Annotated in this window: 17 protein-coding genes and 4 pseudogenes; 8 read left to right on the top strand and 13 right to left on the bottom strand. The window is 50.1% G+C overall.

From position 1 onward, the window contains the following. Positions 1-16 precede the first annotated feature (16 nt). The 3 genes from ACM1PF_RS14885 to ACM1PF_RS14895 are packed head-to-tail and all read left to right on the top strand — an operon-like array spanning position 17 to position 4127. Entirely contained in the window at positions 17-1504 is a 1488-nt protein-coding gene (locus ACM1PF_RS14885; protein ID WP_416675904.1) for a protein kinase domain-containing protein, read from the top strand. A gap of 48 nt (positions 1505-1552) precedes the next feature. Next, positions 1553-2977, top strand: coding sequence for an ABC transporter substrate-binding protein (locus ACM1PF_RS14890; protein ID WP_416675906.1), 1425 nt, complete (start codon positions 1553-1555; stop codon positions 2975-2977). 19 nt (positions 2978-2996) lie between these two features. After that, positions 2997-4127: a PstS family phosphate ABC transporter substrate-binding protein gene (locus tag ACM1PF_RS14895; protein WP_416675909.1), complete on the top strand. Its 1131-nt coding sequence runs from the start codon at positions 2997-2999 to the stop codon at positions 4125-4127. A gap of 32 nt (positions 4128-4159) precedes the next feature. Here the strand turns inward: ACM1PF_RS14895 and ACM1PF_RS14900 are convergent, their stop codons facing one another. Further along, a complete protein-coding gene (locus ACM1PF_RS14900) occupies positions 4160-4858 on the bottom strand; it encodes a Crp/Fnr family transcriptional regulator (protein WP_416675912.1) in 699 nt (232 codons plus the stop codon). Between the two features lie 1259 nt (positions 4859-6117). Between ACM1PF_RS14900 and ACM1PF_RS14905 the strand changes: the two are divergent. Continuing rightward, positions 6118-6261: pseudogene (locus tag ACM1PF_RS14905) on the top strand (hypothetical protein); the annotation flags it as partial. 271 nt (positions 6262-6532) lie between these two features. On the opposite strand, the gene ACM1PF_RS14910 reads toward ACM1PF_RS14905, so the two are convergent. The 4 genes from ACM1PF_RS14910 to ACM1PF_RS14925 all read right to left on the bottom strand — a co-directional run bounded on the left by ACM1PF_RS14910 (position 6533) and on the right by ACM1PF_RS14925 (position 9722). After that, positions 6533-7264 carry a C40 family peptidase gene (locus ACM1PF_RS14910; RefSeq protein ID WP_416675915.1) on the bottom strand — a complete coding sequence of 244 codons (732 nt, stop codon included), beginning with the start codon at positions 7262-7264 and terminating at the stop codon, positions 6533-6535. Between the two features lie 161 nt (positions 7265-7425). After that, positions 7426-7896 (bottom strand): hypothetical protein, encoded by a 471-nt coding sequence (locus ACM1PF_RS14915; RefSeq protein WP_416675916.1) that lies wholly within the window; start codon positions 7894-7896, stop codon positions 7426-7428. Positions 7897-8018: 122 nt separating this feature from the next. Next, the gene (locus ACM1PF_RS14920) at positions 8019-9155 is read right to left on the bottom strand and encodes a CobW family GTP-binding protein (protein WP_416675918.1); all 1137 of its coding nucleotides are present in this window, start codon (positions 9153-9155) and stop codon (positions 8019-8021) included. Positions 9156-9272: 117 nt separating this feature from the next. After that, on the bottom strand, positions 9273-9722 hold the full coding sequence (locus ACM1PF_RS14925; RefSeq protein ID WP_416675921.1) for a SufE family protein: 450 nt from the start codon (positions 9720-9722) through the stop codon (positions 9273-9275). 356 nt (positions 9723-10078) lie between these two features. Here ACM1PF_RS14925 and ACM1PF_RS14930 point away from each other — a divergent pair, with 356 nt between their 5' ends. Continuing rightward, positions 10079-10786: a Uma2 family endonuclease gene (locus ACM1PF_RS14930; RefSeq protein ID WP_416675924.1), complete on the top strand. Its 708-nt coding sequence runs from the start codon at positions 10079-10081 to the stop codon at positions 10784-10786. Between the two features lie 92 nt (positions 10787-10878). Continuing rightward, a complete protein-coding gene (locus tag ACM1PF_RS14935; protein WP_416675927.1) occupies positions 10879-11517 on the top strand; it encodes a type I restriction endonuclease subunit R in 639 nt (212 codons plus the stop codon). A 70-nt stretch (positions 11518-11587) separates the two neighbouring features. Here the strand turns inward: ACM1PF_RS14935 and ACM1PF_RS14940 are convergent, their stop codons facing one another. From ACM1PF_RS14940 to ACM1PF_RS14950, 3 genes are read right to left on the bottom strand one after another with little or no spacing between them, the layout of a single operon-like run. Beyond that, positions 11588-11788, bottom strand: a complete 201-nt coding sequence (locus ACM1PF_RS14940) for a helix-turn-helix transcriptional regulator (RefSeq protein WP_416675929.1) — start codon at positions 11786-11788, stop codon at positions 11588-11590. Continuing rightward, positions 11775-11933, bottom strand: coding sequence for a hypothetical protein (locus ACM1PF_RS14945; RefSeq protein WP_416675931.1), 159 nt, complete (start codon positions 11931-11933; stop codon positions 11775-11777). The genes ACM1PF_RS14940 and ACM1PF_RS14945 overlap by 14 nt, the downstream gene beginning before the upstream one ends. Next, complete coding sequence (locus ACM1PF_RS14950; RefSeq protein WP_416671345.1) at positions 11923-12300, bottom strand: nucleotidyltransferase family protein; 378 nt, start codon at positions 12298-12300, stop codon at positions 11923-11925. The genes ACM1PF_RS14945 and ACM1PF_RS14950 overlap by 11 nt, the downstream gene beginning before the upstream one ends. A gap of 191 nt (positions 12301-12491) precedes the next feature. Here ACM1PF_RS14950 and ACM1PF_RS14955 point away from each other — a divergent pair, with 191 nt between their 5' ends. Together ACM1PF_RS14955 and ACM1PF_RS14960 are read left to right on the top strand one after the other, a co-directional pair. Further along, positions 12492-14591, top strand: a complete 2100-nt coding sequence (locus tag ACM1PF_RS14955; protein WP_416675932.1) for a GNAT family N-acetyltransferase — start codon at positions 12492-12494, stop codon at positions 14589-14591. A 23-nt stretch (positions 14592-14614) separates the two neighbouring features. Further along, positions 14615-15094: an ASCH domain-containing protein gene (locus ACM1PF_RS14960; RefSeq protein WP_416671339.1), complete on the top strand. Its 480-nt coding sequence runs from the start codon at positions 14615-14617 to the stop codon at positions 15092-15094. 132 nt (positions 15095-15226) lie between these two features. Here the strand turns inward: ACM1PF_RS14960 and ACM1PF_RS14965 are convergent. The 5 genes and pseudogenes from ACM1PF_RS14965 to ACM1PF_RS14985 form a co-directional block, all read right to left on the bottom strand. Beyond that, positions 15227-15369, bottom strand: a pseudogene (locus tag ACM1PF_RS14965) (metal ABC transporter permease); the annotation flags it as partial. 69 nt (positions 15370-15438) lie between these two features. Then, positions 15439-15731: pseudogene (locus ACM1PF_RS14970) on the bottom strand (hypothetical protein). Next, entirely contained in the window at positions 15728-15952 is a 225-nt protein-coding gene (locus ACM1PF_RS14975) for a hypothetical protein (protein WP_416671335.1), read from the bottom strand. The pseudogene ACM1PF_RS14970 and the gene ACM1PF_RS14975 overlap by 4 nt, the downstream one beginning before the upstream one ends. Before the next feature lie 89 nt (positions 15953-16041). Then, positions 16042-16389: pseudogene (locus tag ACM1PF_RS14980) on the bottom strand (ImmA/IrrE family metallo-endopeptidase); the annotation flags it as partial. A 321-nt stretch (positions 16390-16710) separates the two neighbouring features. Next, a complete protein-coding gene (locus tag ACM1PF_RS14985) occupies positions 16711-19308 on the bottom strand; it encodes a fused MFS/spermidine synthase (protein WP_416675935.1) in 2598 nt (865 codons plus the stop codon). Positions 19309-19330 lie beyond the last annotated feature (22 nt).

A 19330-nucleotide genomic window follows, 5' to 3' on the forward strand; every position in this document is an offset into this window, starting at 1 on the left:
GACTCTAGCACCACACATGGAACTTCAATGCACCCGTCCAACCTGTCCCCGACCGATCAATCGTTTTCTGGATCTGGACGACACCACTACATTGAAGTCCACATCACAGAAGTTTTGCGTCACCTGCGGCATGCCGCAAATTTTGGCAGGACGATACTTACCGCTCAAGCTATTGGGTCGAGGCGGGTTTGGGGCTGCATTTCTGGCGATCGATCGATATACGCCGACCATGCGGCAGTGTGTGGTGAAGCAGTTTCAGCCCTCTGGCAATCTCACGCCTGATCAGCTTCAGCTGGCCCAACGGCTGTTTGAGCGCGAAGCAGAAGTTTTAGAAAGTTTAGGCAACCGCCATCCCCAAATTCCCAATCTCCTGGCTTTTTTTGAGCTAGACGTGCCCAGCCGTACCCCCGGCGAAACCGAGCGGTTCTTTTACCTGGCCCAGGAATACATTGATGGCAAAAATATGGAGGAGCTACTGGAACAGCAGGGGGCGATGTCGGAAGCGTCGGTGACTCAGATGATGGAGGCGATCCTCAAGGTACTTAAGTTCGTTCACGACAACCACTCGATTCACCGAGACATTAAGCCGTCCAACATTATGCTACATCGGAACGGGGAGTACTTTCTGCTGGATTTTGGTGCCGTGAAGCAGGTGACAACGACCGCCTCAATTGCCGGACAGCCTCCGGGGCGATCGACGGGAATTTACTCCAGGGGGTTTGCCCCTCCAGAGCAGGTGTCCGGGAGCGTGGTTTACCCAGCCACCGACCTGTATGCCCTGGCTGTGACCTGCATTACGCTATTAACTGGGAAACAGCCCCACGATTTGTTTGATCCCCAGAGCAATAGTTTTAACTGGCAATCTCAGGTGCAAGTCAGCGATCGAATAGCGGCTATTTTAAATCGGCTCCTACTGCCTGCCCCCAATCAGCGGTTTCAGTCGGCGGAACAAGTCCTGGAAGCTTTACACGCTTCGGCTCGCCCCCAACCCGCTCCCACCCCCGCACCCACGGCCCAACCCGTTCCCCCCACCGTGCCATCGGTTCCCGCCCAACCCGTTCCTCCCACCGTGCCGTCGGCTCCCCCGAAACCCATGGCTGCCCCCCCGGTGTCCCGGACTCCCTTCTCCCTGATGGAGGTGATTGGAGATGCCGCCTTTACGGGTTTTGAAGGAGGTCTGGTGGCGATCGCCCTGGCCAGCGTCCTGGGAACGATCGTCACACCTGCTTTTTGGGTGATTCTCCTCGGTGTCCTCGGTGGGATCATTTTTGCCCAAAATCGTCGCTGGATTGAAAAAGTCGATTTAGTTATTATTGCTGTTATCACACTGCTGATTGTGCTGTTTATTCCAGGACTGAGCGGGATTGTTACAGCCGGGCTGGCGGAAGCAGCCGGGGGCAGGGTGGTGTTTATCTTAATTGCGGCTGGATTTGCAGCATTGCTGGCCGTTGCGATTACGATTGTATTTCGCTTAATTTACAACTTACTCTCTCAGTTCTTGTAAAGGCTAATCTGAGGTAAAGGTGTAATCTCCTATTGCGAATAGCCATCCATGACACAAAAAAACGAAACTTTTAAGTTACTTTTGGCATTGCTTGCTACGCTTGCCCTGATTGGTATTGGAGTCTCGTGGCTGGGGAATCGCTTCAACGTCGGTGGTTTTGAAGGTGGCACATCCATTCAACCTGGAGAAACAGGGACAGCGAGCAATCGGCCCAGAACATTACGCGATCGATTCAGTGCGGGCGATCGGCTGCTGGTAACGGAAGGGGCTACGGCTGAAAAGCAGGCAGCGATCAACGCCCTGGCAAATGGGGACTATGATCAGGCAGTGGCTGAATTAGAACAGCACTTTCAAGATCGGCAGAATCGAAACGACCCGGAAGCCCTGATCTACCTCAATAATGCTCGGATTGGCAATCAATCCTCCTACACGATCGCCGTTGCTGTTCCCGTGGATACTTCCCTAAATCCTGCCCTGGAAATTTTGCGGGGTGTGGCCCAGGCCCAGGATGAGATCAATCAGGCGGGTGGGATTAATGGGACTCCCCTGCGGGTTCTAATTGTCAGTGATGATAACGAGCCGGAAGTGGTGGCAGAAGTGGCAGAGTCCCTGGTGGCGGATTCAACTGTATTGGGTGTGGTAGGACATTTTGGCAGTGAGGCTTCTCTGGCCGGCGCAGAGGTTTACGATCAGGGCGGATTGGTGATGGTTTCGCCCACCAGTACCTCGGTGCAGCTTTCCAGTTTAGGCAGCCACGTGTTCCGAACTGTGCCGAGCGATCGGTTTACGGCTTCCACCCTGGCTAGCCATATGGTGGATGATTTACAGGAGCAGAATGCCGTTGTGTACTTCAACTCTGCCAGCGATTACAGCGTATCCCTGAAAAATCAGTTCATTACAGCTCTGAGTACGGGGGGAGGGCAGGTGGTTGACGAGATTGATGTCTCTGTCTCTGGCTTCAATGCGCGTTCCTCTCTACAACAGGCCGATCAGCGGGGAGCAGAAGTCCTGGTGCTTGCCACGAATACACCCACCCTTGATCAAGCTTTGCAGGTGATTCAAGAAAATCGGGGGGAGCGTCCTATCCTGGGAGGGGATAGTCTATTCAATCCCAGAGTGTTAGAACAGGGACAGCAGGATGCAGAGGGAATGGTGGTTGCCGTCCCCTGGGTGATCTCACCGAATTTTCGATCGCCCTTTGTCGCTGCCTCCCAATCCCTCTGGGGCGGAGATGTCAACTGGCGTACGGCGATGGCCTATGATGCGGTGCAGGTGTTAGCGGAAGGATTAAGCCGCAACCCGACCCGACAGGGGGTTCAACAAACGCTCTCTAACTCCAACTTTGAGATTGAAGGAGCCACAGGCATGATCCGCTTTTTGGCATCGGGGGATCGCAACCAACCCATGCAATTAGTGGAGATTCAACCCGGTAATCGATCGAGTTACGGTTATGATTTTGTCCCGGTAGACTAAGTAGGCAAATAAGAAACCTATGGCTCAAAAGAATGAGGCCCCTGCGCTGATCGCGTCCCTGTTGATTACCGCTGGATTACTTGGCGGTGGAGTCTGGTGGTGGATGCAGCGCACCAGCAACCCGCCTGGGCAAGGTGAGAACTCAGCAGCCTCCTCCCAGGGCAACTCAACCCAGGGCAACTCAACCCAGGGCAACTCAACCCAGGAAACAGGCAGCCAAAGCACCACTGAACCTGGAACTGCAACGACGACTCCCAACCCAACGAATCTCCGGAGCTTTAGTGACGTGCCCGATGTGCCAGAGGGTTTGTTTAACTACGGTGGCAGCACCACCTGGGCTCCCGTGCGGGGAGAAGTCGATCCTGAAATCCGAAGTGCCTGGAGTCGTTTTCAACTGCGCTATACCGATCCCGTCACGGGAACCCCTGGCTCGTCAGCAGGCATTCGGATGCTGTTATCCAATCAACTTGCCTTTGCTCAGTCCTCCCGTCCACTTGCATCGGAGGAATATCAGGAGGCGCAGCAACGGGGCTTTACCCTGCGGGAAGTGCCTGTGGCGATCGAGGGAATTGCGGTTTCGGTTCATCCAGACTCAGCCGTGACTGGGCTAACTCTGGAGCAGATCAAAGGCATTTACACCGGACGCATCACCAACTGGAGTGAAGTGGGCGGTTCTAACGGGCCCATTACTCCCTACTCGCGTCGTCTGGAGGATGGCGGCACAGTCGATTTCTTTGTGGAAAATGTTTTAGAAGGAGAAGCCCTGGGCAGCACAGTTCAGTTCCTTGTCAATACGACCACGGCGATTCGTCAGCTCTCTGAAAATCCGGGCGGGATCTACTATGCTTCTGCGCCCGAAATCGTTGGGCAATGTACGATTAAACCCATCGCCCTGGGTCGTCGCCCCGATGAACTGATCACTCCCTATCAAGTTCCACTGATTCCCCCCGATCAGTGTCCTGCCCAGCGCAATCAACTGAACGTTGAGGCGTTTAGAAGCGGGGACTATCCTTTGACGCGCCGGATGTTTGTCATCATCAAACAGGATGGCCAGCTTGAGCAGCAGGCTGGGGAAGCCTACGCCAATTTACTGTTGACGCTACAAGGGCAGGAGTCTCTACGACGAGCCGGGTTTGTGCCTCTGCGGTAGATTCAGCTTCAACCAGACCATTCATCAGCTCATCAGGCTTGATTCCGCACCACTGCCTCTGCGGGTAAGCAGAGTAGGTTATCTCCGTAGGTACGAATCAACCCCTTCTGGCGCAGCTTACCCATTAGACGGGTGACGGTGACGCGGGTAGAACCGATCGCACTACCAATTTGGGCATGGGTCAGGGCCCAGGGCAAATAGTAGCCTTCCTCACAGGGTTCGCCAAACTCTTCGATCAGCAGGGTCAAAAAACCCAACAGGCGATCGATCGTGCGGCGTTGTCCGAGGGTGCTCAACCACAAAAGCTTCCGCTGATGTTGATAGCGAAAAGCATCCAGAACTTCGCGGCGAAAGTGGGGCCAGTTGTCCAGATCGTGCCAATACAGCCAGATCACAGAGGTTTGATCGACGTGGGCAAAACTCTGGAGCGTAAATGGAGACTGCGCGACAATCTCAAAGGGCTGACCAGCACCGACAAACCCTAGAAACGCTTCCTCTGAGTTAATTCGGGGCATTCGAGATGAACCACTTTGAGCAGATGCACTGACCTGGGCCTCGCCCACTAGACGGACTGCACCCTTTTGGACAAGATAGAGCAACCCAGCGCGGGCTGGGATTCGTTCATCTTTATTGAAAGAGCGACAGCGGTAATGCTCTTGCGCCCAATCTAAGATCCTTTGCCAGGTTAGGAAAGGTCGTGATGTTTCGGATTGTGTAGACACTGAGAACATACAAGGGAGCTACTAAGGTTCAGTAGAGAAGGGGGGACTCTGGACTGAGAATAGGTAAGAAGTTGAATAAACTCCCTAATCAAATTTGCAGGGTAGAATCAGCTTACCTTTCTTTTTTTAACAGGGTAGAGAGAAGCACTGAGTTATCAATATTACATTAAATACTCTAACGTTCTCTTTATGCTCCTTATTTCAAACTTTATCGTGACTTTAAAGATTTAGTGAAAGATTTCGTAAATCTGCAATTTAGAAAACCGAGAAAATACGGAACTAACGCAAAAGGCTCCTCAAAGAAACTGCAAGGCTGGAAGAATAACTGGAAGAATAACCGATTGGAGCAAAAACGACATGAGCCTGTCGCATATCGTATATCTTGCCCCCAAAGTAATACTAGTCAATAGGCTACAAAAAATCCTATTTTTCCCTGAAAATACGCAGTCTCTTTCTGAAGAGGTAGGCCATCTCCGATCGCTGATTCCGCTTCTAGCGCAATCCTCTGACCTCCAGAAGATTCCCCTCCAGCGGATTCATCGGGACGATCGCATCTGCTATGCCTCGGCGATCGCACTTAAGATGGCTCAAACGCCGACCGTAACTCCTCTGGATCTGGCTGACTGGATCGGGGAGGAACTCCAGCAAGCCTTCTGGAACCTCAGGACGGAGCAGCCCCTTGACGTTGAAGAAGCAAGCCCAGTTGGGTACAGGTACGGAAACCTCACAGCAGAGGATGTGACGATTTCTGTGGAATCTTCAGGGTGGATTTACTTCAGTCTAACCGATCGCGGTTTGGCGAAATGGCTGCAAGAACTAGTTGAATTTACGGCATGGGGCGATCGAGTCCTGATCGAGCCGGATCAGAAAAATCCCTCAGGGTCAGTGGCTGCCAGTCCAACCCCGCCCCAGCTAGAATCGATCGATTTTTTCCCAATTTTGCACAGCCATGCTCGGTGCTGCTCATTGCTAACTTTAGGAGGATGGATCCGTGGGTTTCATCCAGACCAACAAACCGCCTCACGCAAAAGCAGCCAGTCCATCCTTCAACCCTATCCTATCCCCTGGCTCCAATGCGATCCCGCCCAGGACATCCCCCCCGCGCTCCGCTGCACCCATCCCGCAGAACTGCAATTGATTATTCAGATCATTGATGTGCTCGATCGCCTCGCTGCAATTGCTCCCACCGCCAGTCATCCCGCTCCACCCACTGCCTCAGCCAGGCTGGGGAAACTGCCCAGGATCTCAGCCAGGCATTTGAGCAATTTCACGCCCACTGTCGAATTTTTGGAGCAGAGCAATCGACCCACCCTGAATTGGCTCAAGCGCGCTTGGGGTTGGTGTTCATTTGTCAAAGCGTTCTGCATACCCTGCTCCAGGCGCTTCAGATGGATGCTCCCGTTCGGCTGTGACGGGGAAAAGCACTCAAGCATAACTAAGTTTTATTCCTTGACAAATAAACCATTTGTCATACCGATGTAATATTTTCTCCAAACAGGTGACAAATCCGTGCCAGTTTGCTATCGTTAGCATTGTGTGAGGAGCGAACCAGCGAGGGCATCGAGACGAAACACGGTCAGTCGTCGATGCCCTTTCTGATTTTTAAAGTATTTGTCCGACAGTCCAGAGGTAGGTTGAGAGGATTGGCGCACCGAAGCCTGTACCACGGAGATTGTGGGATAGCTACGGGATACGAGGCTGATAGCACTGCGTTACCCGTCCGACTCCGCGAAACAGCTTGTAGTAGGCCCGGCTGATTTCATCGCCCTCTTCGGATAGCACATCAATTCCAATCCCATTCCGGCCGCGATCGCGCCCTGAACTGTGGATATAATATCGATCGCCCAAATGCAGTCCCACATGGTTAGCCCGTTCAGGTGGCCCAAAAAACACGAGGTCGCCCGGTTGGAGGGCATCCAGCGAAAGGGGCTGGGTGAAGGCTTCCTGCTGATAGGAATCTCTGGGGAGCCAAATTCCTGCCGCTGCAAAGGCAGTTTGCATCAGTCCAGAACAGTCGTAGTTTGGCCCCACCGTTCCGCCCCAGAGGTAGTGATTGGGTTGGTTCATGGCTGCGTGGGCAAAGGCAATCACCTGGGGAATTCGATCGCAGATTTCGGCTGCCGTGAGGGCGAGCGGTTGATAGGCGATTTCAGCCACTTCCAGCAGGTCTAGATCTTCCAGAGCCAGCCAACCGGGGTAATCATCTTCACAGAGCCGCACCTGAACCGCCATTCCCTGGAGTTTGCCTTCATTTTCCACGGGCAGGGGCAAAACCCGCAGTTGCCGACCCGCTACAGCCTGAGTCACCAGTCCTTGCAGCAGAGACGAATCATACAAATTCAGATTTGCCTGACATTGATACTCTAAAAACTGGCCTGCCTGCAAACTGGATTGAAGCTGAGGAATAGAAATCATTAGGAACGTCGAGATGCTTGCAAGGGTAAGAGTTTACAGACGCATCCGCCTGCTTCATCATTCTGAATCATAAACCTTTCAGTTTTGATCTGAAGCGGTGTACAGCCACGAGTGAAGGTCAGGATAAGAGCAGGATGGATGCATTTTCTGATTTTCCTGGTTTACTCCTCGATCGTCTGCAACGGTTGCAGCGGAAAGTCAACGCCCGTAATCAGCCCGGACTCATCAAAAATAATCACGATCGTATCCGTCACATGCTCAAACTCGGTTGTAATCAACACAACATTTTCCACCGCTCGTGCATCCCGACGTTCTTGGAACAGACCAGTCACCTGCTGAAATCGCTCTACCCGTGCTTCCAGGCTATTTTCTGCGGTTGCCTCCCGAAGGATCGGGTGCAGGTATTCCAGTGCCTCGCCATACTGGGCAGAGAAAATCAGGTCAACAAACTGTTCGGCCCTTGCTGTGTAGGACATCGATTGGGCGATCGCTTCAGCCGCAGTCCCATCAAAAATAGGCGTATCGGGAGCGGAAAGCACTTGGGCCGGCAGGGCTGCGATCGGCAGAGTGGAGATTAAGATACCGCCTAGTAGGGCCGAGGGAGTTACCCAGTTAGATAAACAGAAGTTCATAATTGCATCCTAATAATTTTTCTCTACTCAATCACTTTACCTGGATCTTGCCACGCCAACGCACTGCCCGGATCTCGTCATAGAGCCGTTCTTGTTCAGCTACAGCCATTTGTCAGTTGGGATCAGGCAAGGCAGGCAGCTAACTGTTGTCGCAGTTCATCTGCATTCAGGTTACGCCCGATCAAAACCATCTGGGTTTTCGGCGGAGTTTGCCATTCTTCTCCCTGCACGTCAAACCGAGGACCGCTGAGTTGGAAGACGTTGCGGAGGTTGCTTTCTGCAAACCAGAGGATACCTTTGGCTCGAAATATCTCTTTGGGTAACTGTTCTTGCAGGAAGATTTCAAATTTTTTCACCTTAAAGGGCCGATCGCTCTCAAAGGCGATCGACACAAACCCATCATTATCCAGGTGGGCAGAGTGGTGATGGTGATGCTCATGGGGGTGATGTTGCTGTTCATGATCGTGGTGAGCGTGCTGGTCATGATCATGATCGTGGTCGTGACTATTGGAATGAGCGTGGGCGTGATCATGGGCGTGATCATGGGCGTGATCAGGGCGATCGCGCTGAGTTTGCTCAATTTCATCCTGAACTAAATCTGCATAGGCTTCTGGGTTGTTATAGCCGACATCTAAAATCAACGGCAGGGGTACTTTGCCATACTGGCTATGTAGGATTCTGGCACCTTCTTTGACGGTACTAATATAAGCTTCCAGGTTCTGGATCTGGTCTGGATCTGCCAGATCGGTTTTGTTCAAAATGGTAACATCCCCATAGGCAATTTGCTTGAAAGCTGCTTCGCTGTCAAAGTGTTCCGGCGTAAAGGCCTCGGCATCAACAACGGTGATAATTGAATCGAGTCGGGTCAAATCGCGTAATTCGGTGCCCAGGAAGGTCAGGATGATCGGTAAGGGATCGGCAACTCCGGTGGTTTCAATCACCATGTAATCAACACAATCATCCCGTTCTAATACCCGGTAAACGGCATCCACCAATCCATCATTAATGGTGCAACAAATACAGCCATTACTCAGTTCCACCATGTCGTCATCGGTCGTAACCAATAATTGGCTATCAATGTTAATGTCACCAAATTCATTCACTAGAACGGCTACTTTCAAATCCTGACGGTTGCTCAGAATTTGATTGAGGAGTGTTGTTTTGCCACTCCCTAAGAAGCCCGTAATAATAGTAACAGGCATTCCTCGCTTAGGAATTTCCAACGATGCGCTTTGTGTTTCGTTAATCGTACCAGTCATTTCAATCCTCCTGGATAAAGCGGTTTATCGATCGGATGTAATATTGCTGCGAATTGCGGGCAAAATCTGATTCGTTTTTGGGTTAAAACTTAGTGATTAAAATGGTCATTCTCTTCTTTAATTCAGGGAGGAAGCATTAGCAGATTGAAAGGTCGCTACCTGAGCTTGCATGAATCTGAAGATGTTGTAAAACCCATTGCTGCGGGAGGGAGTAAGGCTGACATCCAGTCCCGTTTGCTGAATAAAGTCTGGAGTTAACTGGAGAATTTCATCAGGGGTGAGTCCATTCAATCCCTCGATCAGTAAACCTGCCAGCCCTTTTGTGATTTGGGCATCTGAGGTGCCGCGAAACGTGACCTTACCATCGTGGAGATCGGCTTTGATGTAGACCTGAGACACACATCCCGGAACCTGATTGGCTGTCACCTGCTCTGTTTCTGGCAAAACTGGCACCCGTTTGGCAAACCAGAGCAAATATTCATACCGACGCTTCGGCTCAGTGATTTGCTGAAACCGCCGAACAATTCGTTCCAGGTTTGGGGGCAGAGGTCGAGAAGCAGGGGACATGTCGATCTAGCCTGAGAGCTAAAATGATAATCGTTCTCATATTATAAGATGGTGGCGCAAAAATGAAAGTTAAGAGGTTGGTATGGGGCTGAAGAACAGAGCTGACTAGGGTTAAACAAAGATAATTATCATTCTTGATTCAAATGATTAGTGAAAATGCAGTGCCTAGTAGACCTTGGCGTGAGTTTAGCTACCGTAGAGCGGGCATCCTGCCCGCGCAGGCTAGAAGCCTGCCCTACAAATGGTAGGCCTAAGCCGCAGTGTACTAGTGCTTTCTCTGGTAAGAGTATGCTGATGTCTGGTGATGAGGGATTTGTTACAGTGAACGGTGTGCAGCGATTTCGGGGATTTATCCTATGGTTCGCGAATACTTGCCTCAGACGCAATCCAATCAGGAGCAGAACTACCCTCCCCTGCAAAGTGGCGATCGCCTGGCTCGCCCTGAATTTGAGCGTCGATATGCCGCCTCTCCCCACATCAAGAAAGCAGAACTGATCGAAGGAATTGTGTACGTGGCATCTCCCTTACGACATGAACAACACGGCAAGCGCCACAGTCGAGTTATGACATGGTTGGGGGTCTATCAGGCGATGACTCCTGGGGTTGACTTGAGCGATGCGCCAACGGTCAGACTGGATTTAGATAATGAACCGCAGCCGGATGCCGTCTTGTTTATTGAAGCAAATGCAGGTGGGCAGACCCGCATCAGCCCTGATGGCTACATTGAAGGATCACCAGAATTGATTGTGGAAATTGCTGCCAGTAGTGCTGCCATTGATACCGGAATCAAGAAGCAGGTTTATCGCCGCAATGGGGTGCTGGAATATGTGATCTGGCAATCCTATGACAACCAACTGGAGTGGTTTGGGCTGACGGATGGGGAGTATCAATTACTCTCTCCTGATCCCGATGGCATCATTCGCAGTCGGGTATTTCCAGGGTTATGGTTGGTAGTGGAGGCGTTGTTAAGTCATCAGATGGCGCGGGTGTTGGAGGTGGTTCAGGAAGGATTACAGTCACCGGAGCATAGAGCGTTTGTGGAGCGGTTGGGGGGAGGGCAGTAGGAGGGACGATCGCTGTCTTGAAACGCTCACGAATTAACGAATGCTAAAATCGATCGCATTGCCTTACTGAACAGTCCCATACTCATCAGGCTATGTCCATTGCGATTACTGAGGCAGTTACAACGCTGGCTGAAGCAGAGCGACAATTTGAGCTGTCGCGCACGGAGGATGAGGCGTTTTTCCTGGAATGGCAAACCCAGTTGCCGGAACTTTCTGAGACTGAACGATCGGCTCTGGAGGAGTTGCGGCGGCGGTATCTCTACCAGCGATCGCAAGGACAGTTATTAGAAGGCACTGTGACGTTGTTGCTGGCATCTCCCCTGTTGGCAATCGCAGGCTTTTATGATCCCCCGTTTCGGGTGCGGGCAGAAGCATCGGTGCAGTTGACGCTGGAGGATGGGAAAGAGGTGCTGCAAGGCCGCATTTATGTGTTGGTGCTGCTGAATCAGTTTTGGGTGGTGGTTTTGGAGTCTAAGAAAACGGCGTTGTCGGTTTGGACGGCACTGCCGCAAACGTTGGCGTATCTAATGGCGAATCCTCAACCGGAGCAACCGAGTTTTGGCATGGTAACGAATGGGGATGAGATTCTGTTCGTGAAACTGGTGCAGCAAGAGCAAGGGCTGTATGGGCTATCGCGGGTGTATGCTCCGTTTACGTCGGGTGAAGAACTCCGCAATGCGCTGCAAATTTTGAAGCAGATCGGGCGGGCGATCGGAGCAGGAACAGGTTAGGAGCGATCGCAATTGTGGGCAATTGTGGCACATTGCCGTTCAGTTGAACGTTTTTTGAACGACCCATTGTTTACTGACCTTCGATCGCCTCTAGCAGTTCGTCAAAGGTACAGTCCAGTACTTCCATCATGGTTTTGGTCTGGCGCAGACTTAACTTGGGTTCAACGCTTCCCTTTTCCCAAATTGAAATGGTTTTTTGAGTCACGCCAAGGGCATCAGCAAGCTCTTGCTGAGTCAATCCTGCTTGCTGTCTTAATTTAAGCAGGGTCATGTGTCTGATTTGCCAGAAGGGCGATCGGATGTAGGAGATGTGGGCGATCGGCTATCAGAGATTCATAATCCATGCCTGCCGTAAAGCTGAGGATTTCCTGGGCTGCGTTCCATGTATCCCGAATGGACTGCTGATCACGCGACATAGATCACCTGAGCCGATCGCAAAATGGCTTGACTGCGGCTGGTGTTCTGGCTCTGTTCGATCGATTTCTTCGTCGAAATATCGACTTCCCGCCCAAACAATTCCTCTAACTCATGCTTGATCCGTGCCAGAGTCAACAGTCCTTTTCGGACATTGGGGGCAAAGGTGATGAGTACGTCAATATCACTCGTTGGGTTGAAGTCATCCCGCAAAACTGAACCAAATAGGGCAAACTCCGTGATCTGCCAGCGATCGCAGAGTGCTTTGATATGGGCGATCAATAAGTCAGGATTCTGAATGGTCATGTTCAATCTCAACCACGCTGCCTCATAGTCTCTAGTATCTTCGATAAACAACTCTTTACCCATTGCTTACAATTTTGTGACCGTGACAGGTAGTAGAGGTGTTGATGAGCCGTCAGATGGTATCGTTGTTGGGGGTATTGCAAGCAGATTGCAGTTGCCGGAACATAGGGTGGTTGGGGAGAGGGAAGTAGGAGGGGTAGCTTCTGTGGGTACACTAAACTTATCAACAATCTTCTCAAATAAACCAATTACCCATGAAAGCTGAAATAAGGATTGAAACAATAGACCACCACTCACCTCATTTAGAGGCTGTAATGGCATTGGGGCGTACTAATGCTAAAACATTGGGACAGATGCCTAAAGGAGGTTTTATTGATCATGCAGCTAAGGGGCATGTAATTGTTGCACTTTCACCGCAAGACGAGTGCGTTGGGTACCTGATGTATCGAGTCGCCTACCAAAAGGCTTCTATAGTCCATCTTTGTATTGATAAAGCTTGGAGAGGTAAGCATGTCGCCCAGAGGCTTGTTAATAAATTGATTCAGATAACACGAGATTTATATGGAATTCAGTTGTCGTGTCGGCGTGATTACGGGCTGGATAGGATGTGGTCTTCTTTTGGCTTTATTGCCCGGACGGATAAGCCAGGGCGAAGTAAGGATGGAAAGCTTTTAACAATTTGGCAATTAGAGCACGAACATCCGAATCTACTCACTATTCTGGCACAGAAAGAAATTGGTTCAAAATTATGTACAGTAATCGATGCAAACGTTTTTTATGACTTAGATATAGATAACGTTGATCGAGAAACCGAAGATTCTAAATCAATACTAGCCGACTGGCTTCAATCTGAAATTGAACTATGTCTAACTGATGAAATTGATAACGAAATCAATCGCCATGAAGATAAAACGCGACGAGAAAAATTAAGAAGTTTTTCTACAACTTTTACAAGGGTAACCTGTAATCAAGCAGACTTTGAAAAAATCTCTCAAGCTCTAGCAAAGTATTTTCCAGATCGAATGACAGTTAATGATGCCTCAGACTTTAGACATTTAGCTAGAGCCATTGCTGCCAATGCCCAATTTTTTATTACTCGTGACCAAGGAATTCTTGATAAAGAGGAAGCAATTTATCAAGAATTTCAAATTTCCATTCTTCGTCCTAGCGACCTAATTATTCGGCTAGATGGATTAAGAAGAGAAGCTGATTACCAACCAGTGAGATTAGCAGGAACCTCGATTGAGAGACGATTGCTCCAAACCGGACAACAAAATCTACTGGCAGAATCATTCCTTTCGCACAAGAATGGCGAAACTAGAGTTGATTTCAAGCAGCGACTACAGAATTATATTGCTGAACGGGCTCGATTTGAGTGTAATGTAATTTGGGATGAGAAAGAAGATCCACTGGCATTGATTGTCTATGATAGATCTAAAGATTATGAGCTAAGAATACCAATGCTTCGCGTCAGGCGAAATTATGCTCTTTCACCAACAGTTATACGGCATTTATTGCTTTTATCAATCAGAACTTCTGCACAAGAAGGACGATTCTTTACAAAGATTATTGACCGATATCTTGATGAGTTCGTTGTGAACTCAATGGTACAAGATAAGTTTGTTCAAGTTGAGAATGGATGGTTAAGGGCAAACTTAGCAACTGCTAAAACTTCTTCTGAGTTATCTAGATATATAAACTCATTAATTGACGAACTATCTCAAGAATATCGCTTTTGTCTTCAATTTTCTACGGTTCTTAGTCAACCAGATTCACTTGGTGATGTTCAGCTCATATCGCATATTGAGCGTAGCCTCTATCCAGCAAAAGTTATTGATGCTGAGATTCCTACTTTTATTATTCCTATTCGCCCTGAGTGGGCAGAAAATTTATTTGATGAGGAATTAGCGAAACAGGATCTTTTTGGAGCTAAGAAAGAGCTTGCTCTTCGGCGTGAAGTTGTTTATTATCGCTCTGCTAAGAATTCAGGTGGTTTAGCAGCACCAGGACGCATTCTATGGTACGTGAGTCAAGGTGGAAAAGCTGGACATTACTATCAAGTAAAGTCAATTCGAGCATGTTCTAACCTCGATGAAATCATTATCGATACTCCAAAAAATCTTTTTCATCAATTCAGGCGACTAGGTATATACACTTTTAATGATGTACTCAAAACTGCTGATAATAATTTCGAGAAAAAAGTAATGGCAATTAAGTTTAGTGATACTGAGATCTTTAATAAACCTATACCATTTGAAGAGGTTCAAAACATCTTAGAGAAGAAAGTAACCCTTCAATCTCCCTATAAAATTTCTCCCAAAGAATTTGAAAGGTTGTATAATAAGAAGGTTTAAATCTAGTAGAGAGGATTAGCCTGATGTCAGGCAGAATACTACTACTATCAATACGCCCGGAATATGCTGATAAGATATTCAGAGGCATCAAGAAGGTTGAGCTACGGAGAACACGTCCGCGACTCTGTGGAGGTGACCTAGTTATTGTTTATGCTTCATCACCTAGAAAAGCTTTAATTGGGGTATTTGAAGTTCAGCGAGTCATTCAAAAACCACTCGAAGATTTGTGGGAGGAGGTTCAAGAAAAAGCTGGTATATCCTATCAAGATTTCTGTTCCTATTATGAAGGTGTATCTATAGGCTGTGGCATTTTTTTAAGTAAAGCTTGCTATTTTCATGAACCTGTAAATTTAGAGCGTCTTAGACAGGAATGGGATAATTTTAGACCGCCTCAAAGTTATCGATATTTGACACCTAATGAGGTTAATATAGTGGAGACTATAGCCGATTTTGACGTAAGTAAATTTTCTCAATTCTATCAAATTACACTAAATGTAAGTTGAATGAAATAGATATTGTTATCTGCATCTATCCGTCATTGCTTTAACTTTGTATCTAAACTATCTTCCTCGAATTTAATCTAGTTTATCTGTACATCAAGCGTGATCGCACCATGTAGCTTGTAAATGTAGTCTCAACAACTGGGCTGCACAGGCAGAAATTACCACAAACGCCCTGACTAACAACACCCCGATCGCTTCAATTGAAATTCACACTACCAGTGACAGCAAGACAATAAATGCTGTGTGATGGCAGAAACCGATACCCCACGCACGATCGTCACCCTACTCAACAAATTAGGCTTAAAGTTATCTGTAACGGTCAAACAAGGGCAAGCTGCCTGAGATCAGGTCATGTTACCTGGCTCCCAATCCTCTACCTGTAACCCCTCGACCCGCCCAAACTCTCGCGTGTTGTGAGTGACCAGGGTTAGATTATTAGCTAAAGCGATTCCTTCGGAGAGCTTCGCTAACGCCGCAATTTGTAAGTTATAAGCCCCAATCGGCGTTCCTTGAGTTTCTAACTGCGATCGAATCACCCCAAAGTCGTAGCCGCAAGATCATCAAAAGGCAGCTTTAAGTTCAAATTCCTGCCCTTTAAGTAGACGATGCAGATATTGGTATCAAGAAGATAATTCATTCCAGAAGTTCGCGTTCCGGTTGTTCGGGTTGAGGGTGTCTGAAGAATGAGTCATCCTGAATACAGCCGTAAAACTGCGAAAGATCGATCGCTTCAACCTCTTTGGGCCCGCTAGTTTGGTAAACAATGACAACTTCAACATCCGTATCTTTCATATCAGGTAAATGAACCTTCAAAAGACCATCACTACCGATATGAGATTTCAGTGTGATGCTGCGCATAGTTTTCCCTCCGCCCCTACAAGCTAATATCTTCATTCAATTCTGGCAAAATTCCTTGCAATTCGGCACAGCCACAACCATTCTGTTAATCAACGGACGAGGTTGACTGGCTCAAAAAATAGGCTAACTTTGACCAGAAGTGTTCTCAAACTTCTGTGAGGAATAACACCCTCATTGTGCAATCGTCCCAAAATAATACCCGGATGCCGTCTTTGCTCTTGTGCAAACTGTTCGATCGCCTTTCGAGAAAACCGGGGTTGATTCTTCGCAACAAACTCTTGAAGTGCGATCGGGTCAATCAGCCAGTTAGCAGCCAGTTGGTTTGCTTCCAACTCCTCATCATTCACCGCCAGATTCCCCAAATCATCCAGATAACTTCCCTGATGCCCTGCCACAATATGCCCCAACTCATGCATTAGCGTGAACCAGAAGGAATCATCGAGATGGAGAATGCCATCTTGACCAACACGCCGACGTACCTTAATACTTTCCATCGTCGCTACCTCCGCACTTACCAATTCATATCCTCACCCAATTTTCGCAAAATTCCCTGCAACTCTGCTATGTCCGCTTCCACCTAACCGATCGCGCCCTGAACCAGAATTACAAGTTCAGGCAACCCAGCGTTCTCTTCGCGTTCATCCTTGAGAAGAGAACCAAATTTTCGTTAAGTTCAGCAATCCGCCACGGTCAATTGTCTAAAGCGTCCTGCTTCTCAGTATCTTTGTGTTGTCAAACTCACAGCACTCCCCAATGTATCATCGGCTCAATAGCACTCTGGCGGGAGATAAATTTCTCACGGCATCGGGAGGAGAAAGCGCCTGAAACTTCTCAAGATCCGAACGGGCTTGCACTTCGTTCCCCTGGTCAGACAACTGAGCATATCGGGAGTAATGGTACCCTGCTGCCACAGCGCCATACTGAGTTGGCGTGAGGTTTGCCAGGTAAGGATCAGCTTCAGGGGTGACTGCCGCCCGAAGTTCCTCATAGAGCCGTTCTCGCTCAGAACCCACCAGGAAACGGGTAGCCCCCGTTTGCACCTGGCGATGGGTTTGGGGAGCCAGATATTCAATCAGTGGATAGTGATCGGTGTTGAGGGGAGAGTCATCAAACAACCCGCTGGCGGTGATATTGCCGACATACAGGCGGAGCAGGAGCGCGATCAGGTCATCATCAGTCATAGCGCGATCGCTCACCCCCAAGTGGTTCACCAACTGCCGTCCCTGCCGTGCAATCACCTGTGGCTCAAGCGGTTGTGCCTGGTTTTGTCCCACCAGTGCCACGATCGATCGACTGGGGGCTAAATCTCCGCGCCACAGCACCACCTGGGGAAACACCTCTGCCATCGTGCGGGCAATGATGCCAAACTCTCGCTGCGACACCTGATAGAGGGGAACCCACTGAACAAACATGCCGTCGGACTCCAGGCGTTCTTTCGCCATTCGATAATTTTCCAGGGTATAGAGATTCCCCGTTCCCCGCTCCCAGGGTGTAAACAAATCGCTGATGATCATGTTGTAGCGATCGCCACTCCGACTCAGGCAATTGCGCCCATCCTCGGCATAGACCGTGACTCGCTCATCCTCAAATAATCCGCGAGTCCAGGCGGTGAAGTGCCGTTGCGAGAGTGCCACCACCTCCGGCAATAGCTCACACACCACCACCCGCTCCACCGGAAACGCCAGGGCTGCCCCTGCCGTGATGCCTGTTCCCATCCCCAGGTAAAACACCGAGTCTGGTTTTGGATGGAGCATCAGGGGAACGACGGTCTGGTTTTGCTCCAGGTGCAAATTGCGGGAACTGCCCAGGGTGTAGTACGTATTGACCCGAATCGCCCGTCCGCCACCTGCCGCATCGACCACGGCAACTGTGGCATGGGAACCCTCCTGCACTTCTACCACGCGATCGCTGGCACGGGTGCCGATCGGGACAGCCTGCAAGGTTTCCAGATTGATTCCCGTGAGCAGAATCACCATCGCCACCGCTAATCCTGCCCCGATCAGGCGAGGGACGGTGAACCGACTGAGCGCGATCGCCGTCAGCGTTACCAGGTAAAGTCCAGCCAGCAGGAGCAAACTCCGCCACGCTCCCACCGTGGGCAGCAAGAGAAAGCCTGCGGTCAGCGAACCCAAAATTGCCCCCGTTGTATCTGCTGCGATCAACCGTCCAATGCGTTCACTGGGCTGACGCGGATCGGCTTCTAGCAGTCGCATCAAGTAGGGTAATACGGCTCCCAGCACTATTCCCGGCAAGAGCATCACCAGACCTGCCCCACGGGCGATCGCCAGCAAGTACCCACCCCATCCCAGATCGCGCCCCAGGTACGAGAGTCCATCGGTGCTGTGATAAAACAACCAGGGAGACACTGCCGTCACACTACTCACCAGCAGCAGGAGTCCGCTTAGAATCAGCAGGGGAGCCGGACGCGGGAGCCGAGCCAGGGCATTGGCGATCGTCGCGCCCAGGGACAGGGCAAGCAGGAATGTCGAAAGCACCAGGGCATAGGTATAGACTGAGTTTTGCAAGACCTGGGAAAACAGCCGCGTCCAGATCACCTCAATTCCCAGGGTGGCAAACCCGGAGGAGAAGGCTGTAACCCAGATCAGAGGCAGCGGAAGGGAAAGGTGGGGCGATCGCGCCTGAGACAGGGGTGGGCGATCGGGCTGAAGGGGCTGTTGTGACACGTTTGAGGCGATCGCCTGAGATTTGCCCTGCCCCACCCAGAACACCGACAGTAAGACCGCCAGCAGCCCCACCGTGAAGTCGATGCCAATCGCCAGCAAATAGGTATGACGAAACCCCAGCACCAACGGCAACACAAATCCCGTTGCCAATGCTCCCGATGCTGATCCTGCCGTATTGACCGCATAGAGCCGAGTACCGACCCTGGCTAATTGATCGGGATAGCGCACGCAATGCTGCACCATCAGCGGCAATGTACCGCCCATGAGAAACGCAGCAGGCAGAAGCAACGTAGCGGCAATCAGGGCTTTTGCCAGCGTATCCAGAATCACAGAATGACCGACCGTGGCGTAAAGCAAGGGATACAGCGCATGGTAGGCATCCACCAGCACAAAATGCCCCAGGGCAGTGACCGCCACCCCTATTTCCACCCAGCCAAACCCGCGCAAACTGGAGGCAAACTGGTGGGCGCGATGTCCCCAAAACCAACCGCCAGCCGCTAACCCCGTAAAGAAAATGGCGATCGTCAGAGCCGCTGCCTGAGCCGTACTGCCAAACAATAGCCCCAACTCCCGCACCCATAGCACCTGATACACCAGGGCTGCAAACCCAGAGAAAAACAGCAGAATGAGCAGCAGAAAATTTGGAACCAGGGGGCGATCGGGGTGAGGCATTGTTTTTGGGGCAGGGTGCCTT

The organism is Egbenema bharatensis FJBBOT/2019, assembly GCF_048077055.1.
GTDB classification, from domain to species: domain Bacteria; phylum Cyanobacteriota; class Cyanobacteriia; order Elainellales; family Elainellaceae; genus Egbenema; species Egbenema bharatensis.

Coding starts and splice junctions, on each gene's coding strand:
- ACM1PF_RS14885 (WP_416675904.1), top strand. CDS start 17: ATGGAACTTCAATGCACCCGTCCAACCTGTCCCCGACCGATCAATCGT.
- ACM1PF_RS14890 (WP_416675906.1), top strand. CDS start 1,553: ATGACACAAAAAAACGAAACTTTTAAGTTACTTTTGGCATTGCTTGCT.
- ACM1PF_RS14895 (WP_416675909.1), top strand. CDS start 2,997: ATGGCTCAAAAGAATGAGGCCCCTGCGCTGATCGCGTCCCTGTTGATT.
- ACM1PF_RS14900 (WP_416675912.1), bottom strand. CDS start 4,858: ATGTTCTCAGTGTCTACACAATCCGAAACATCACGACCTTTCCTAACC.
- ACM1PF_RS14910 (WP_416675915.1), bottom strand. CDS start 7,264: ATGATTTCTATTCCTCAGCTTCAATCCAGTTTGCAGGCAGGCCAGTTT.
- ACM1PF_RS14915 (WP_416675916.1), bottom strand. CDS start 7,896: ATGAACTTCTGTTTATCTAACTGGGTAACTCCCTCGGCCCTACTAGGC.
- ACM1PF_RS14920 (WP_416675918.1), bottom strand. CDS start 9,155: ATGACTGGTACGATTAACGAAACACAAAGCGCATCGTTGGAAATTCCT.
- ACM1PF_RS14925 (WP_416675921.1), bottom strand. CDS start 9,722: ATGTCCCCTGCTTCTCGACCTCTGCCCCCAAACCTGGAACGAATTGTT.
- ACM1PF_RS14930 (WP_416675924.1), top strand. CDS start 10,079: ATGGTTCGCGAATACTTGCCTCAGACGCAATCCAATCAGGAGCAGAAC.
- ACM1PF_RS14935 (WP_416675927.1), top strand. CDS start 10,879: ATGTCCATTGCGATTACTGAGGCAGTTACAACGCTGGCTGAAGCAGAG.
- ACM1PF_RS14940 (WP_416675929.1), bottom strand. CDS start 11,788: ATGACCCTGCTTAAATTAAGACAGCAAGCAGGATTGACTCAGCAAGAG.
- ACM1PF_RS14945 (WP_416675931.1), bottom strand. CDS start 11,933: ATGTCGCGTGATCAGCAGTCCATTCGGGATACATGGAACGCAGCCCAG.
- ACM1PF_RS14950 (WP_416671345.1), bottom strand. CDS start 12,300: ATGGGTAAAGAGTTGTTTATCGAAGATACTAGAGACTATGAGGCAGCG.
- ACM1PF_RS14955 (WP_416675932.1), top strand. CDS start 12,492: ATGAAAGCTGAAATAAGGATTGAAACAATAGACCACCACTCACCTCAT.
- ACM1PF_RS14960 (WP_416671339.1), top strand. CDS start 14,615: ATGTCAGGCAGAATACTACTACTATCAATACGCCCGGAATATGCTGAT.
- ACM1PF_RS14975 (WP_416671335.1), bottom strand. CDS start 15,952: ATGCGCAGCATCACACTGAAATCTCATATCGGTAGTGATGGTCTTTTG.
- ACM1PF_RS14985 (WP_416675935.1), bottom strand. CDS start 19,308: ATGCCTCACCCCGATCGCCCCCTGGTTCCAAATTTTCTGCTGCTCATT.